17 protein-coding genes and 1 other annotated feature are annotated in these 13,323 nt (G+C 37.4%); all 17 genes read left to right on the forward strand.

The genetic code is table 11. From position 1 onward, the window contains the following. On the forward strand, window positions 1–1,636 hold a 1,636-nt coding region (locus tag L0M85_RS09375; protein WP_238656919.1), incomplete at its 5' end, for an LPXTG cell wall anchor domain-containing protein. 149 nt (window positions 1,637–1,785) lie between these two features. Further along, the gene (locus tag L0M85_RS09380; protein ID WP_048788787.1) at window positions 1,786–2,298 is read left to right on the forward strand and encodes a dihydrofolate reductase; all 513 of its coding nucleotides are present in this window, start codon (window positions 1,786–1,788) and stop codon (window positions 2,296–2,298) included. 210 nt (window positions 2,299–2,508) lie between these two features. Next, a complete protein-coding gene (gene clpX / locus L0M85_RS09385) occupies window positions 2,509–3,741 on the forward strand; it encodes an ATP-dependent Clp protease ATP-binding subunit ClpX (protein WP_048788789.1) in 1,233 nt (410 codons plus the stop codon). Between the two features lie 11 nt (window positions 3,742–3,752). Next, on the forward strand, window positions 3,753–4,349 hold the full coding sequence (yihA, locus tag L0M85_RS09390; protein ID WP_048691278.1) for a ribosome biogenesis GTP-binding protein YihA/YsxC: 597 nt from the start codon (window positions 3,753–3,755) through the stop codon (window positions 4,347–4,349). Window positions 4,350–4,522: 173 nt separating this feature from the next. Then, on the forward strand, window positions 4,523–5,194 hold the full coding sequence (locus L0M85_RS09395; protein ID WP_229099922.1) for a glucosaminidase domain-containing protein: 672 nt from the start codon (window positions 4,523–4,525) through the stop codon (window positions 5,192–5,194). A gap of 189 nt (window positions 5,195–5,383) precedes the next feature. Then, window positions 5,384–6,181: a formate/nitrite transporter family protein gene (locus L0M85_RS09400; RefSeq protein WP_238656920.1), complete on the forward strand. Its 798-nt coding sequence runs from the start codon at window positions 5,384–5,386 to the stop codon at window positions 6,179–6,181. A gap of 61 nt (window positions 6,182–6,242) precedes the next feature. Continuing rightward, window positions 6,243–6,377 (forward strand) — a sequence feature (ribosomal protein L10 leader region). Window positions 6,378–6,415: 38 nt separating this feature from the next. After that, window positions 6,416–6,916 carry a 50S ribosomal protein L10 gene (gene rplJ / locus L0M85_RS09405; RefSeq protein WP_048691273.1) on the forward strand — a complete coding sequence of 167 codons (501 nt, stop codon included), beginning with the start codon at window positions 6,416–6,418 and terminating at the stop codon, window positions 6,914–6,916. A 76-nt stretch (window positions 6,917–6,992) separates the two neighbouring features. Next, window positions 6,993–7,361, forward strand: coding sequence for a 50S ribosomal protein L7/L12 (rplL, locus tag L0M85_RS09410; protein WP_001196965.1), 369 nt, complete (start codon window positions 6,993–6,995; stop codon window positions 7,359–7,361). Between the two features lie 201 nt (window positions 7,362–7,562). Beyond that, window positions 7,563–7,736: a hypothetical protein gene (locus tag L0M85_RS09415; protein WP_000159607.1), complete on the forward strand. Its 174-nt coding sequence runs from the start codon at window positions 7,563–7,565 to the stop codon at window positions 7,734–7,736. After that, window positions 7,733–8,512: a replication initiator protein A gene (locus L0M85_RS09420; RefSeq protein ID WP_000822762.1), complete on the forward strand. Its 780-nt coding sequence runs from the start codon at window positions 7,733–7,735 to the stop codon at window positions 8,510–8,512. The genes L0M85_RS09415 and L0M85_RS09420 overlap by 4 nt, the downstream gene beginning before the upstream one ends. Window positions 8,513–8,610: 98 nt before the next feature. After that, a complete protein-coding gene (gene dcm / locus L0M85_RS09425; RefSeq protein ID WP_001210970.1) occupies window positions 8,611–9,969 on the forward strand; it encodes a DNA (cytosine-5-)-methyltransferase in 1,359 nt (452 codons plus the stop codon). Continuing rightward, a complete protein-coding gene (locus L0M85_RS09430) occupies window positions 9,953–10,402 on the forward strand; it encodes a hypothetical protein (RefSeq protein ID WP_000645888.1) in 450 nt (149 codons plus the stop codon). The genes dcm and L0M85_RS09430 overlap by 17 nt, the downstream gene beginning before the upstream one ends. Next, window positions 10,395–10,775, forward strand: a complete 381-nt coding sequence (locus tag L0M85_RS09435; protein ID WP_000566538.1) for a hypothetical protein — start codon at window positions 10,395–10,397, stop codon at window positions 10,773–10,775. The genes L0M85_RS09430 and L0M85_RS09435 overlap by 8 nt, the downstream gene beginning before the upstream one ends. A gap of 12 nt (window positions 10,776–10,787) precedes the next feature. Next, complete coding sequence (locus L0M85_RS09440; protein WP_000840776.1) at window positions 10,788–11,021, forward strand: hypothetical protein; 234 nt, start codon at window positions 10,788–10,790, stop codon at window positions 11,019–11,021. Between the two features lie 2 nt (window positions 11,022–11,023). Next, complete coding sequence (locus tag L0M85_RS09445; RefSeq protein WP_000821310.1) at window positions 11,024–11,611, forward strand: CPBP family intramembrane glutamic endopeptidase; 588 nt, start codon at window positions 11,024–11,026, stop codon at window positions 11,609–11,611. Between the two features lie 130 nt (window positions 11,612–11,741). Next, complete coding sequence (locus tag L0M85_RS09450) at window positions 11,742–12,332, forward strand: type IV toxin-antitoxin system AbiEi family antitoxin domain-containing protein (protein ID WP_000227920.1); 591 nt, start codon at window positions 11,742–11,744, stop codon at window positions 12,330–12,332. After that, on the forward strand, window positions 12,332–13,168 hold the full coding sequence (locus L0M85_RS09455) for a nucleotidyl transferase AbiEii/AbiGii toxin family protein (RefSeq protein WP_000492396.1): 837 nt from the start codon (window positions 12,332–12,334) through the stop codon (window positions 13,166–13,168). The genes L0M85_RS09450 and L0M85_RS09455 overlap by 1 nt, the downstream gene beginning before the upstream one ends. Window positions 13,169–13,323: the final 155 nt, after the last annotated feature.

Genomic DNA, 13,323 nt, shown 5'->3' on the forward strand with positions numbered 1-13,323 from the left:
CACAGTAGCTCCAGATGGAACTGTTACATTTGTTCCAGAAAAATCATTCACAGGAACAGGAACAGGTGTAACAGTTAAGCGTGTGGATAAGAATGGTACACCAGTAACAGGTAAATACACACCAACCGTAACACCTGTGACTCCTACAGCGACACCTGCTGAATCAGTAGCCCCTCAAGGTGTAGTTCAAACTGGAACAGTAACCTTCACAGAAGGTGATCCAGTTGCGCCAATCGACAAGGATACGATTACCCTTCTTGACGAAAATGGTCAACCAGCAGCTTCAGTAGATGCTAAGTCACCAGACGGCAAGGTTATCGGTACATTCACAGTTGATAAAGCAACAGGTGTTGTAACCTTCACCCCAACAGATAAGACATACTCAGGTGAAGTCGTTGCCGTTAAGGTTCAAGCGAAGGATGCCAACGGTACCCCAGCTGAAACAACATACACACCTAAGATTACTCCAGTCGTTCCAACAGCAGAGGATGTAACTTCAACAGATAAACAAGGCCAAACCCAAACAGGTAAGCCTAAGTTTACAGAAGGCAATCCAAACATTCCAATGGATGATGATACGCCAGCTACATTCGAAGATGGCTCAACAACGAAGACAATTCCAGGAGAAGGTACTTACACAGTAGCCCCAGATGGAACAGTCACTTTCGTACCAGAAAAATCATTCACAGGAACAGGAACAGGCGTGACTGTTAAACGTGTAGATAAGAACGGTACACCAGTAACAGCTAAATACACACCAACTGTAACTCCAGTAACACCAACAGGTGAACCAGCCACAACTATTGGCCCTAAAGGTCAAGAACAATCTGGTAAGCCAAACTTCAAGGAAGGTGATCCAATTGTTCCAATGAACGATGCCGTTCCGGCTACATTTGACGATGGTTCAACAACGAAGACAATTCCAGGTGTTGGTACGTATACAGTAGCTCCTGACGGAACTGTAACCTTTAAACCTGAACCAGAATTTACTGGAAAAGCACCATCTGTAACTGTTGTCCGTGAAGATATGAATGGAACAAAAGCTTCTGCAACGTACACACCAACTGTACTTCCTGTTACTACATTTGTAGACAAAGAAGGTAAAGCAATTCCGGGATATCCAACTGAGGACAATGAACAACCTAAGAAAGAGATTCCAGGCTACCGCTTTGTAGAGACTAAGAAACTTCCAAACGGCGACACAGAACATGTCTACGAAAAAGTGAAGACAAGTCACAAGGATAAGGAAGGTAACGAGATTCCTGGTTATCCAATCGAGGATGGTGAAACTCCTAAGAGAGATATTCCAGGCTACCGCTTCGTAGAGACTAAGAAACTTCCAAATGGTGATACAGAGCACGTTTATGAGAAAGTGCCAACACCAGATCCGGTTCCTACACCAACCCCAACTCCAACACCGGTTCCAACCCCGGCACCTACTCCGGATCCAGTTCCAACACCAGATCCAAAACCAGTTCCAGAAACTAAGGAAATTAAATTCATCAATCCTTCTGATGAAACAGCAGTTCTTCCTGAAACTGGTACTGAGGAAACTTCTAAAACAGGTCTTGCTCTTCTAAGTGCTTTAACAGGTCTCTCATTATTTGGACTTGCTAAACGCAAAAAAGAAGACTAAGATCTAGGATTTGCCTCATTAAAACCGCGAGAAATCGCGGTTTTTTTGACGGAAAAAATAGGAAGTTTTGCTCAAGGAAGCAATAGTTGGAAACAGTCTTTTCTTGAAAAATTTGATAAAATAGAAGTATCAGTGTAAAGGATGTAAAAATGAGTAAGAAAGTAATTGGTATTTGGGCTCAGACAAAGAATGGGGTAATCGGCAAGGACCAGGTGATGCCTTGGCATTTGCCAGCTGAATTGCAGCACTTTAAACAAACGACTACAGGCCATGCGATTCTCATGGGAAGAGTTACCTACGAAGGTTTAAACAAACGCGTCCTCCCAAATCGGACCAATATCATTCTCTCTAGAGATGACAAATATGATGTAGAGAATGAAAAAGTTTTATTAAAAACCTCAGTTGAAGACGTTTTAAACTGGTATAAGGATCAGGATTTGTCGCTCTTTATTATCGGTGGTGAGAAGGTCATTCGCCTTTTCGAGCCTTATCTAGAGGAGCTCTATCAAACCGTCATCGATGCCGAATTGGAAGGAGATACTTACTTCCCAGAAGACTTCCAGTGGGATCAGTTTCGTTTACTAGACGAGCGGACAATCGAAAAAGATGAAAAAAACCCTTACGACTTTACCATTAGACATTTTGAAAGAAAGGAAGACTAGTTCATGGAACGTAGTATTTTTGGCTTTTTTACAGCTGTTTTATGCGTGATTTGCCTAGTATGTGCTTCCCAGACCTTTCGGAAAAAGCGCTATGGATTAGCCATTCTATTTTTGCTAAATGCCTTTACTAATCTTGTGAATTCTATTCACGCCTTTTATATGACTTTATTTAGATAAATTACAAACAGACTTTAGAATCGGGAGAAGAAAATGCCTACAAATCAATCAAACGATATGATGGTTTATTGTTCCTTCTGCGGGAAAAACCAAGACGAAGTACAGAAGATTATCGCTGGGAACAATGCCTTTATCTGTAATGAATGTGTTGAGTTAGCTCAAGAAATCATTCGAGAAGAACTTGCTGAGGAAGTCTTGTCAGACCTTTCAGAAGTTCCAAAACCAATCGAACTCCTCAATATCCTCAACCACTATGTCATCGGTCAGGATCGTGCCAAACGAGCGCTAGCAGTAGCTGTCTATAATCACTACAAACGGATTAACTTCCACGAAAATCGTGAAGAAGACAACGATGTGGATCTACAAAAATCAAACATTTTGATGGTTGGTCCTACGGGTTCAGGAAAAACTTTCTTGGCTCAAACGCTTGCTAAGAGCTTAAACGTACCATTTGCTATCGCTGATGCAACAGCCTTGACAGAAGCGGGATACGTTGGAGAAGACGTTGAGAACATCCTTCTTAAACTGTTGCAAGCAGCTGACTTCAATATTGAACGTGCAGAACGAGGCATCATCTATGTTGATGAAATCGATAAGATTGCTAAGAAGAGTGAGAACGTCTCTATCACCCGCGATGTATCTGGTGAAGGGGTACAACAAGCCCTCTTGAAGATTATCGAAGGAACTGTAGCGAGCGTGCCACCTCAAGGCGGACGCAAGCACCCACAACAAGAAATGATCCAAGTCGATACCAAGAACATCCTCTTCATCGTCGGTGGAGCCTTTGATGGGATTGAAGAAATCGTGAAGCAACGTTTAGGTGAGAAGATCATTGGATTTGGTCAAAACAACAAAGCCATCGATGAATCAAGCTCTTATATGCAAGAAATCATTGCGGAAGATATCCAAAAATTCGGTATTATCCCTGAGTTAATCGGTCGGCTTCCAGTTCTTGCTGCATTAGAGCAATTGACAGTGGATGACTTGGTTCGTATTTTGAAAGAACCAAAAAACGCCTTGGTGAAACAATACCAAGCTCTCTTATCCTTTGACGACGTAGAATTGGAATTTGATGACGAAGCACTTGAAGAAATTGCAAGCAAAGCTATTGAACGCAAAACAGGTGCTCGTGGATTACGCTCCATCATCGAAGAAACTATGTTGGATGTGATGTTTGAAGTTCCAAGTCAAGAAGATGTCAAATTGGTTCGAATCACCAAAGAAGCAGTTAACGGAACTGAAAAACCAATTTTAGAAACTGCCTAGAAAGAAATTCTATGAAAGTAAATACTCATAATGCGGATATTCTCTTGAGCGCTACCAATAAAAGCCATTATCCTCAAGATGATATCCCAGAAGTTGCACTTGCCGGTCGATCAAATGTCGGCAAGTCTTCTTTTATTAATACCATGCTAAATCGCAAGAATTTGGCCCGTACGTCTGGAAAACCAGGGAAAACACAGTTATTAAACTTCTTCAATATCGATGATAAATTACGCTTTGTCGATGTACCTGGCTATGGATATGCTCGTGTCTCTAAAAAAGAACGTGAGAAATGGGGAAAGATGATCGAAGAATATCTGACATCAAGAGAGAATTTAAGAGCTGTTGTCAGCCTGGTTGATCTTCGTCATGAACCCTCAGCTGATGATGTCCAAATGTACGAGTTTTTAAAATATTACGAGATTCCAGTTATCTTGGTTGCAACCAAAGCCGATAAAATTCCAAGAGGAAAATGGAACAAGCATGAATCTATGATCAAGAAGAAATTGGATTTTGATAAAGCAGATACCTTTATCATCTTCTCATCCGTTAATAAGACGGGAGTAGAAGAAGCTTGGGATGCAATTTTTGACTATAGCTTTTCGGAATAAATCGTATTATTACTAACCTGTTATTTATTTATTTGATTTATCTCGATATTGTAATTAAAATGTAATATTGAGCTCAACAATTTAATGCTTTTCTGTGCTATAATCATCTTAAAGAGTTTTCATTAAAACATTAGGAGATTATCACATTGAAAAAAATACTAAATAAATCGAAATTGATTGGATCCTTAGTGGCTCTAGTAGCTGCAGGAACAGTAGCGGCAGCTATGAGTGAGCATGTAGGGAACGTTGATGCTAATGATGGTGCTTATACTCAATACGCAGATCCAACAGAAACTTTTATCTCACAAATCGGTGAATCTGCTCGTCAGCTTGGTCAAGAAAATGATCTTTATGCTTCTGTTATGATTGCTCAAGCTATCTTAGAAAGCGGAGCTGGTCAATCTGGTTTGTCATCTTATCCACACTATAACCTCTTTGGTATTAAAGGTAGTTATGCTGGTCAATCAACTGTGATGCAGACGTGGGAAGATGACGGTAATGGAAATGCCTATACCATCAACGATGCTTTCCGTTCATATCCTAGCTACTATGAATCATTACAAGACTATGTAGCAGTTTTAAAACAAGGTCACTTTGCTGGAGCTTGGAAGAGTAATACAAGTAGCTATCAGGATGCTACATCTGCCTTAACGGGTGTCTATGCTACTGATACAAGTTACTATGCAAAATTGAACCATATTATCGAAACTTACAACCTTACTCAGTATGATTCACCAAGTGTATATGGAGGTTATGAAGGTACGGTCTACAACCCTTATCGCCAACAATATACAACTCAAGAAATCTTGAACTTGGATATCGCATGGGCAAATCGTTTCTTGTAAGATATGAATTAAATTGAATGATAAACAGGCCATTAAGGTCTGTTTTTTCTTTTAGTCGTTTTAAATCGTTTTATATCATTTTTCATTGAAAACAGTATTTTTTATATTATTTTTCTGAAAACCTTTTCAGAAGGTTCTATCTATGATATAATGAAGAAGTTCACAAATTCAATATATAAGGAGATTCAGATGGGAGAATCAAATTTTGTTCTTAAAGTAGAGGCAGCATGTCAAAAGAAGGAAGAACTATATACAGCTTCTAAGGCTCGGTATGCTGTTCGCTCTATGTTTGCGGGTGCATTTCTTACCATGAGTACAGCAGTTGGGATTGTGGGTACAGATCTTCTCAATACTTTCTTGCCTGGTTCTGGTCGTTTCTTGTTCCCTTTTATTTTTGCTTGGGGATTGGTTTATTTACTCTTCTTAAATAGTGAGTTAACGACTTCCAATATGATGTACCTGACAGCTGGTGTTTATTTAAAGAAAATTAATTGGAAGAAAGCTTTAGAAATTTTGCTGTATTGTACGTTCTTTAATCTGATTGGTGCCTTGTTCCTTGCAATTCTCTTCAGTCAGACAAGTGCTTTCGCAAATCTGAATCCAAAAGGCTTCCTTGGTTCGGTTGTAGAGATGAAGTTGCAACGTTCTAATCAATTGGTTTTCTTTGAAGGGGTTGTTGCTAACATCTTTGTTAATATAGCCATCTTGTCCTACCTCTTTTTTAAAGATGAAACAGCTAAAGTTCTGATGGCTTTGTCAGCTATTTATATGTTTGTTTTCCTTACAAATGAACACATCGCGGCAAACTTTGCTTCTTTCTCATTAGCTACTTTTAACTCGATTTCGAAAGATTTGCCTCACTTAGAGTTCTTCAATGTGCTTCGTCATTATGCAGTCACTTTTGTAGGTAACTGGGTAGGTGGAGGAGTGATCATGGGCTTGGCCTATGCATGGCTCAATCGTACCAAGACTATCTATAAAGATTAACTATTTTAAAAAAAGTTTGCAAAAATACTTGCATTCTTTTTTTTTATGTGATACACTAAATAACGGTTTGAAAAAACTGCCTAAGACAGTAGGGGAGCTCGACTCATAAAGATCCTACCGAGGACAAAACGTATCATGTAAAAGAAGCGTATTGTACTTTCGTGTCTAGGTTTGGGCGCGTTTTTCTTTTGGAAAAATTCCCCAAGCAAAATAATTACGGAGGTGAACACACTAATGAGTGAAGCAATTATTGCTAAAAAAGCGGAACTAGTTGACGTAGTAGCTGAGAAAATGAAAGCTGCTGCATCAATCGTCGTTGTGGACGCTCGTGGTTTGACAGTAGAACAAGATACAGTTCTTCGTCGTGAGCTTCGTGGAAGCGAAGTTGAGTACAAAGTGATCAAAAACTCAATCTTACGTCGTGCAGCTGAAAAAGCTGGTCTTGAAGATCTTGCATCTGTTTTTGTTGGACCATCTGCAGTAGCATTTTCTAACGAAGATGTTATCGCACCAGCGAAAATCTTGAACGACTTTTCTAAAAACGCTGACGCACTTGAAATCAAAGGTGGTGCAATCGAAGGCGCTGTCGCATCTAAAGAAGAGATTCTTGCTCTTGCAACTCTTCCAAACCGCGAAGGACTTCTTTCTATGCTCCTTTCTGTACTTCAAGCGCCAGTGCGCAACGTTGCTCTTGCAGTCAAAGCGGTTGCAGACAACAAAGAAGACGCAGCTTAATCTTATGCTACGCAGCGTAGCCTAGCTACAAAAAATAAAAACATAAAATATAAAAACTTATTTGGAGGAAATAACAATGGCATTGAACATTGAAAACATTATTGCTGAAATTAAAGAAGCTTCAATCCTTGAATTGAACGACCTTGTAAAAGCTATCGAAGAAGAATTTGGTGTAACTGCAGCTGCTCCTGTAGCTGTTGCTGCAGCTGGTGCTGCTGACGCAGGTGCTGCTAAAGATTCATTCGACGTTGAATTGACATCTGCAGGCGACAAGAAAGTCGGCGTTATCAAAGTTGTACGTGAAATCACTGGTCTTGGTCTTAAAGAAGCTAAAGAACTTGTTGATGGAGCACCTGCACTTGTTAAAGAAGGTGTTGCTACAGCTGAAGCTGAAGAAATCAAAGCTAAATTGGAAGAAGCTGGAGCTTCAGTTACTCTTAAATAAGAGGCATATACCAATTAGAATTCGGAATACTATAGTATCAGCCTTTTAGAATCGTGAACACATTTTAGAAACTGATAAATTAATTTAGTTTCCTGCCAAAAACCCTACCAAAAATTAATTTGGCAGGGTTTTTTTTAAAAATAAAATTATTTTGGAGAACAGTTGAATATTGTTCTCCTTTTTTTATTTTCTGGAGGGAAAATGACAAAAGAATTACAATCATCACGCTATATTGTCATTTCATTTTTAGTACGTGAAATGGGAATTGACATTGTTGAAGCCATATCTCTTATGGCTGAATTAGAAAAAAGTGGCTTGGTTCGATTGGAATCAAGTGGAGATTTAATACTCAAAGAACTTGGAGGAGCGCTATGAAGCGAATTACCGCAAATCAATACCAAACTTCAGAACGGTATTATAAATTACCTAAAATTCTTTTTGAGGATGAGAAATATATGGATATGAAACTAGAAGTAAAGGTGGCTTATTCTATTTTAAAAGATCGTTTAGAATTATCTCTCAATCGTGGTTGGATAGATGAAGAAGGCGCGGTTTTTTTAGTATTTTCTAATTCTAAACTGATGAGGCTGTTAGGTTGTTCGAAGTCAAAATTACTGTCCATCAAAAAAACTCTTAAAGAATATGACTTAATTGATGAAGTTCAACAGTCTTCAAGTGTTAAAGGAAGACTAGCTAATAAGATTTATTTAGGAGAATTATCTTCTACCCCAGTAGATAATTCAAACAGGCCTAGTGTTAATAAAAGACTAGGGCAGGTTGAAAATGAAACGGCCCCCGTCTCATATTCAGCCCCTAGTGAGACTGAAGTTAGTGAGACTAAATATAGTGAGACTGATTCTTTATTTACTGAGGATGAGGAGGATAGGAATACTCATCCTATCTTGAAAAGAAAAGTAGAAAAGGTCACAAAATATGATCGAGATTATATTTGGGGATTGGTACAAGATCAATTTAGACGAGAAGGTTTTTCTGAAACAGCCAGTGAAATTGCTATGACTGATTTTGAGAGAATCTATCAGTATGCTCTTGACAATGTTCGCTTTGTTAGACGAGCGGAAGCACTTGCTGAATTTGTGTTTAACGGCTTGTATTCTGTTTGGAATAACCGTGTTAGAAAAGGAGGTGGTTAAATGTCGCCAATCGAGTGGATATTAGTTATGCTCATTTTAATTTCAAGTGGTATAACTCTTTGGACGTTGATTGTCGATCAGAAAGGGGTGATCAAGAAATGAGATTTATTGATTTATTTTCAGGTATAGGTGGATTTCGACTAGGAATGGAAAGTGTTGGACACGAGTGTATTGGATTTTGTGAGATTGATAAATTTGCTAGAGAATCTTATAAGTCCATTTTTCAAACGGAAGGAGAAATTGAATTTCATGACATACGAGATGTTTCAGATGACGAATTTAAAAAACTTAGAGGGAAAGTCGATATCATCTGTGGGGGATTCCCTTGTCAAGCATTTTCAATCGCAGGAAGACGATTGGGATTTGAAGATACTAGAGGAACTTTGTTCTTTGAAATTGCTCGGGCGGCCAAACAAATCCAACCACGTTTTCTTTTTCTTGAAAATGTTAAAGGCCTACTCAATCACGATAAGGGACGGACGTTCACCACAATCCTTACCACACTTGATGAGTTGGGGTTTGATGTTGAGTGGCAGGTGCTTAACAGTAAGGATTTCGGCGTTCCCCAAAACAGAGAGAGGGTGTTTATTATCGGACATTCTAGAAAGAAAAGTACCAGACTCTTATTTCCTTTCAGACGAGAAGGTCAAGCAACTAACTCTGAGATTTTAAAAACATTAGGGAATTTGAATCCATCAAAAAGTGGAATGAGCGGTAAAGTCTATTATTCAGAAGGTCTTGCGCCAACCTTAGTTCGTGGAAAAGGAGAAGGATTTAAGATTGCGATTCCTTGCATTACACCAGATAGATTAGACAAGAGACAAAATGGTAGACGCTTTAAGGAAAACCAAGAGGCGATGTTTACTTTAAATACTCAGGATCGTCATGGTATTGTCGTTGTTGGAGATTTACCAACTAGCTTTAAGGAAACTGGTCGAGTTTATGGAAGTGAGGGGTTATCTCCAACACTGACTACAATGCAAGGTGGAGATAAAATTCCCAAAATACTAATTCCAGAACCAATCAAATTTCTAAAAGTACGGGAAGCAACGAAAAAAGGATACGCTCAAGCAGAAATAGGAGATTCAATTAATTTGGAAAGACCAAGTTCTCAGTATCGTCGTGGTAGAGTTGGAAAAGGTATAGCTAATACGTTAACAACTAGTGGACAAATGGGAGTAGTAGTTGCTAGTTATGAAGGAGAAGATAAACAAGTTTATCATGTAGCCGGTGTATTAATAGATGGACAGTTTTACCGTCTGAGGATACGACGAATCACTCCTAAAGAGTGTTTTCGCTTGCAGGGCTTTCCTGATTGGGCTTTTGAAGCTGCTAGAAAAGTCTCTAGTAATAGTCAGCTCTATAAACAAGCTGGTAATAGTGTAACCGTTCCTGTGATTGCCGCAATCGCAAAGAAATTAAAAGAAATAGAGGAAAAAGATGAAAGCATTAAATAAAGAATCAATACTAGATTGTGATGAATTAGAAACAGAATTACATGATGCAGAAATCAAACAGCTGGATGAACAATTATTTTTGATACCCAATTATCCATGTGAGTTTGAAGTAACATTTTTAGATGATTACCATAAAAAACACAACTACCCACTATTTTACGAGTCCTATCTTCAAAACGTTATGGAATTCCTTGAAAGTCAAGACATAAAGAATGGGGTTGATGCCTTTGTAGATGATAATCAAAATCTTGTTTTTGTTTTATATGGACAAGGCTATCGAGCCGAGGGAAAAGAGGGAATACTTACAACCCAAGTAACTGTAAAAGCTTATGATGAAGACAAGAAACCGATTAACTTCGCAAATTTATTAGATTCCTTGATTGTCTCAGAATATCAAATGGAACCGAATCTTTGGGAGGTCTCTCATGATTGATCTCTATCTAAGTAAAAATAGCCAAAGAAATCAACTTCTTTTGGATTTCTTTCAAAAGTATAGCATAGAGGTCACTCCTCATTCTATTTCTGAAATGACAAAGGACAAATTAATTGAAATGATGAGCTATTCTTCAGATTGTTTTGAGTTTTTATCTCCCAATTTATTACGATTTAAGAATCGTGACAATCTAAGATTAACGGATTTCATCGAAATGATATTAAAAAATCCTGAACTAAGCATCAGACTTCCTCTTGCAGTTTCAAATAAGAGAGTTTATCCAAATCTGAATTTGGAAGAGGCTAGAGCTCTATTGCCAAGAGATACGAAACAATTGATTTACATGGCACAAACACATTATTTATCTAACTAAAGGAGAAGCAATATGGCTGAACGATTTTGGGAGAACTTGTCCATTATTTTGGCTGAAAGAAATATCAGCTGGATTGAGTTAACCAGAAAAATGTTTGCGGGAGAGTTTCACTATCCAAGTGAATTGAATCGTTTGTATCAAAAGATTCGGCACTACAAGATGGAACAACGAATGCCTCAAAGTCCATGGGTAGAAAGGATTGTGCAGGTATTAGATTTAGATTATGAAGATTTATTTCGGAGGTAACTATGAAAAGAATAATTCCAGTGTATATATTCCAACAAGTAAATGTTTTATTGGTATCCCTATACTTACTGAAATTGCTTTGTATTAGTGAGTTAACCATACTACAGATTCTCTATTGTGCGTCGCTCATTTCTTTTTTATGGATGTATGGTCAACGAAAACAAGTTGTCAAGGTCAATATGAAAACTAGGATGAAATGGCTTGGTATTGGATTCGTTAGCCTACTGATTATAAGTCTATGTTTTAGTCTGATTCATGCTCAAGGAAGCACGAATCAAGCAAACTTAATTGGGCTTCAACATCAAGTTCCTTGGTTTTCATTTTTATTGTTCTTAATCAATGCGAGTATGGTTGAAGAATTTTTGTATCGAGAAATTTTATGGAACTTGGCTAGAAAATTAGATATTCGAGTTGCTTTGACAAGTGTTTTATTTGCCTTAGCACATCATCCAGGAACCATTCTAGGTTGGTGTTTGTATGTTTCACTTGGGATGTTTTTAGGGCTTGTACGCTATAAATCTGACTTATGGGGCAGTATGGGTCTACATTTAGTGTGGAACCTATCAGTCTATGTCTTATTTTTTCTTTAATAATAGCTGGTCTGTCTTACGTATGGATTAATTTTGAAATAAAAAAACTAAATGAATTGATTTTAAGGAAATAAAATGCTAACATATATAGTAGATGTTAGCATTTTATTTCTAAAGAAAGGAGAATGATATGGTTGATAAAAGAGAGAAACTGATGAACTCTTTCAATCAGTATGGTTTTTTAACTTTTAAACAAGTGATAGATGAAAATTTACACTACAAAACCTTATTAAAAATGGTTACAGAAGGAAAAATCGATGCTGCAGAAAAAGGCTTATATCGCTTACCTGATATTTATTTAGATGAGTGGTTTGTTCTTCAGTATCGATTTCCAAAGGGAATCTTTTCTTTGGAGACAGCACTTTGGTTACATGGTTTATCTTTGACTATCCCTTTTAACATGACGATGAGTTTTCCTTATGGTACGAATACCAAAAACATTAAGGAAGCAGATATACGTCCTATTATTTTACGCTCTCACTATAGTGAAGGAATTATTGAAATAGAGCGTCTTCCTGGCCAATTTATTAAAGTTTATGAAGTTGAACGAGTTTTGGTTGAGTGTCTAAGACCAGTTCATCAGGTGGATCTTCAAATTATTGCACCAGCGTTTAAAAAATATTTTCAACAAAATAAAATTTATTTACACAAATTATTTTATTATGCCCAGCTATTTAAAGTAACTGATAAGTTACAATCTTATACGGAGGTACTATCTTAATGTTTTCAAATGCGAATAGCTTTAAAGCAAAAATCAAAAACATTTCAAAAGATAAGGGAATTCCAGCCCAACAAGTACAACAACATTATTTAATTGAGCAAGTGTTAAAACTGATTTCTACTAGTTCTTATAGAGATTCCTTCATTGTAAAAGGAGGGTATCTAATAGGTCAAATGATTGGACTAGATAAGCGAACCACAATGGATTTAGATGTCACTCTGAAGGGAACCGAAATGAGCAAAGAAAATTTGATTCATATCTTTGAAGAGATTCTTTGTTCTAAAACTGATGGATTTTCATTTTCAGTAGATAAGCTAGAACCTATTCGCCAAGATGATGAATATGGAGGATTTTCATTAAAATTAAATGCAACTTTCGATACATTAAAGGAGGTTGTTTTTATTGATATTACTACTGGTGATAAGATCACACCAAGAGAAATTACTTATTCAATGAGTTCTATCTTTACTAATGAAAGCATCAAGATATGGACATATAATCTAGAGACTGTACTTGCTGAAAAGTTAGAAACGATCATCAGTAGGGGATTAGCTTCGACACGCCCACGTGATCGATATGATCTTTTCACCTTGTATAAACTTAGAAAAGAAGAGATTAATCTAGAAGTGTTAAAAAATGCACTTGAGAATACGGCAGAAAAACGTAAAAGTAAAGATACTATTTATAATTGGGAAGAACAAGTGAGAGGAATTGAAATTTCTGATTATCAGAAAGAGCTATGGATTCGTTATCAACGCCAATTTAAGTATGCTAAAGATATCTCATTTGATAACTCTGTTCAGGTTATTAGGGAAATTATGCAACAAATATTTTAGTACAAAAGTAACTCATTCGTAAAGCAGTGAGTTGCTTTTTTTATTCCAATAACTCCAAAAATGTGATAAAAATTTCAACTACTCTTATCTATAATAAAGTTACCTGTTCTTTGAAAATTGAATCCACTCCGTCTTGATTAGCGTGCCTGTGTAAG

This window comes from Streptococcus sp. DFI.7.26, from assembly GCF_022240605.1.
Taxonomy (GTDB): domain Bacteria; phylum Bacillota; class Bacilli; order Lactobacillales; family Streptococcaceae; genus Streptococcus; species Streptococcus xiaochunlingii.

What these genes read in the sequence shown, in the direction of transcription:
- L0M85_RS09380 (WP_048788787.1), top strand. Translation starts at nt 1,786, where the DNA reads ATGAGTAAGAAAGTAATTGGTATTTGGGCTCAGACAAAGAATGGGGTA.
- clpX (WP_048788789.1), top strand. Translation starts at nt 2,509, where the DNA reads ATGCCTACAAATCAATCAAACGATATGATGGTTTATTGTTCCTTCTGC.
- yihA (WP_048691278.1), top strand. Translation starts at nt 3,753, where the DNA reads ATGAAAGTAAATACTCATAATGCGGATATTCTCTTGAGCGCTACCAAT.
- L0M85_RS09400 (WP_238656920.1), top strand. Translation starts at nt 5,384, where the DNA reads ATGGGAGAATCAAATTTTGTTCTTAAAGTAGAGGCAGCATGTCAAAAG.
- rplJ (WP_048691273.1), top strand. Translation starts at nt 6,416, where the DNA reads ATGAGTGAAGCAATTATTGCTAAAAAAGCGGAACTAGTTGACGTAGTA.
- rplL (WP_001196965.1), top strand. Translation starts at nt 6,993, where the DNA reads ATGGCATTGAACATTGAAAACATTATTGCTGAAATTAAAGAAGCTTCA.
- L0M85_RS09415 (WP_000159607.1), top strand. Translation starts at nt 7,563, where the DNA reads ATGACAAAAGAATTACAATCATCACGCTATATTGTCATTTCATTTTTA.
- L0M85_RS09420 (WP_000822762.1), top strand. Translation starts at nt 7,733, where the DNA reads ATGAAGCGAATTACCGCAAATCAATACCAAACTTCAGAACGGTATTAT.
- dcm (WP_001210970.1), top strand. Translation starts at nt 8,611, where the DNA reads ATGAGATTTATTGATTTATTTTCAGGTATAGGTGGATTTCGACTAGGA.
- L0M85_RS09430 (WP_000645888.1), top strand. Translation starts at nt 9,953, where the DNA reads ATGAAAGCATTAAATAAAGAATCAATACTAGATTGTGATGAATTAGAA.
- L0M85_RS09435 (WP_000566538.1), top strand. Translation starts at nt 10,395, where the DNA reads ATGATTGATCTCTATCTAAGTAAAAATAGCCAAAGAAATCAACTTCTT.
- L0M85_RS09440 (WP_000840776.1), top strand. Translation starts at nt 10,788, where the DNA reads ATGGCTGAACGATTTTGGGAGAACTTGTCCATTATTTTGGCTGAAAGA.
- L0M85_RS09445 (WP_000821310.1), top strand. Translation starts at nt 11,024, where the DNA reads ATGAAAAGAATAATTCCAGTGTATATATTCCAACAAGTAAATGTTTTA.
- L0M85_RS09450 (WP_000227920.1), top strand. Translation starts at nt 11,742, where the DNA reads ATGGTTGATAAAAGAGAGAAACTGATGAACTCTTTCAATCAGTATGGT.
- L0M85_RS09455 (WP_000492396.1), top strand. Translation starts at nt 12,332, where the DNA reads ATGTTTTCAAATGCGAATAGCTTTAAAGCAAAAATCAAAAACATTTCA.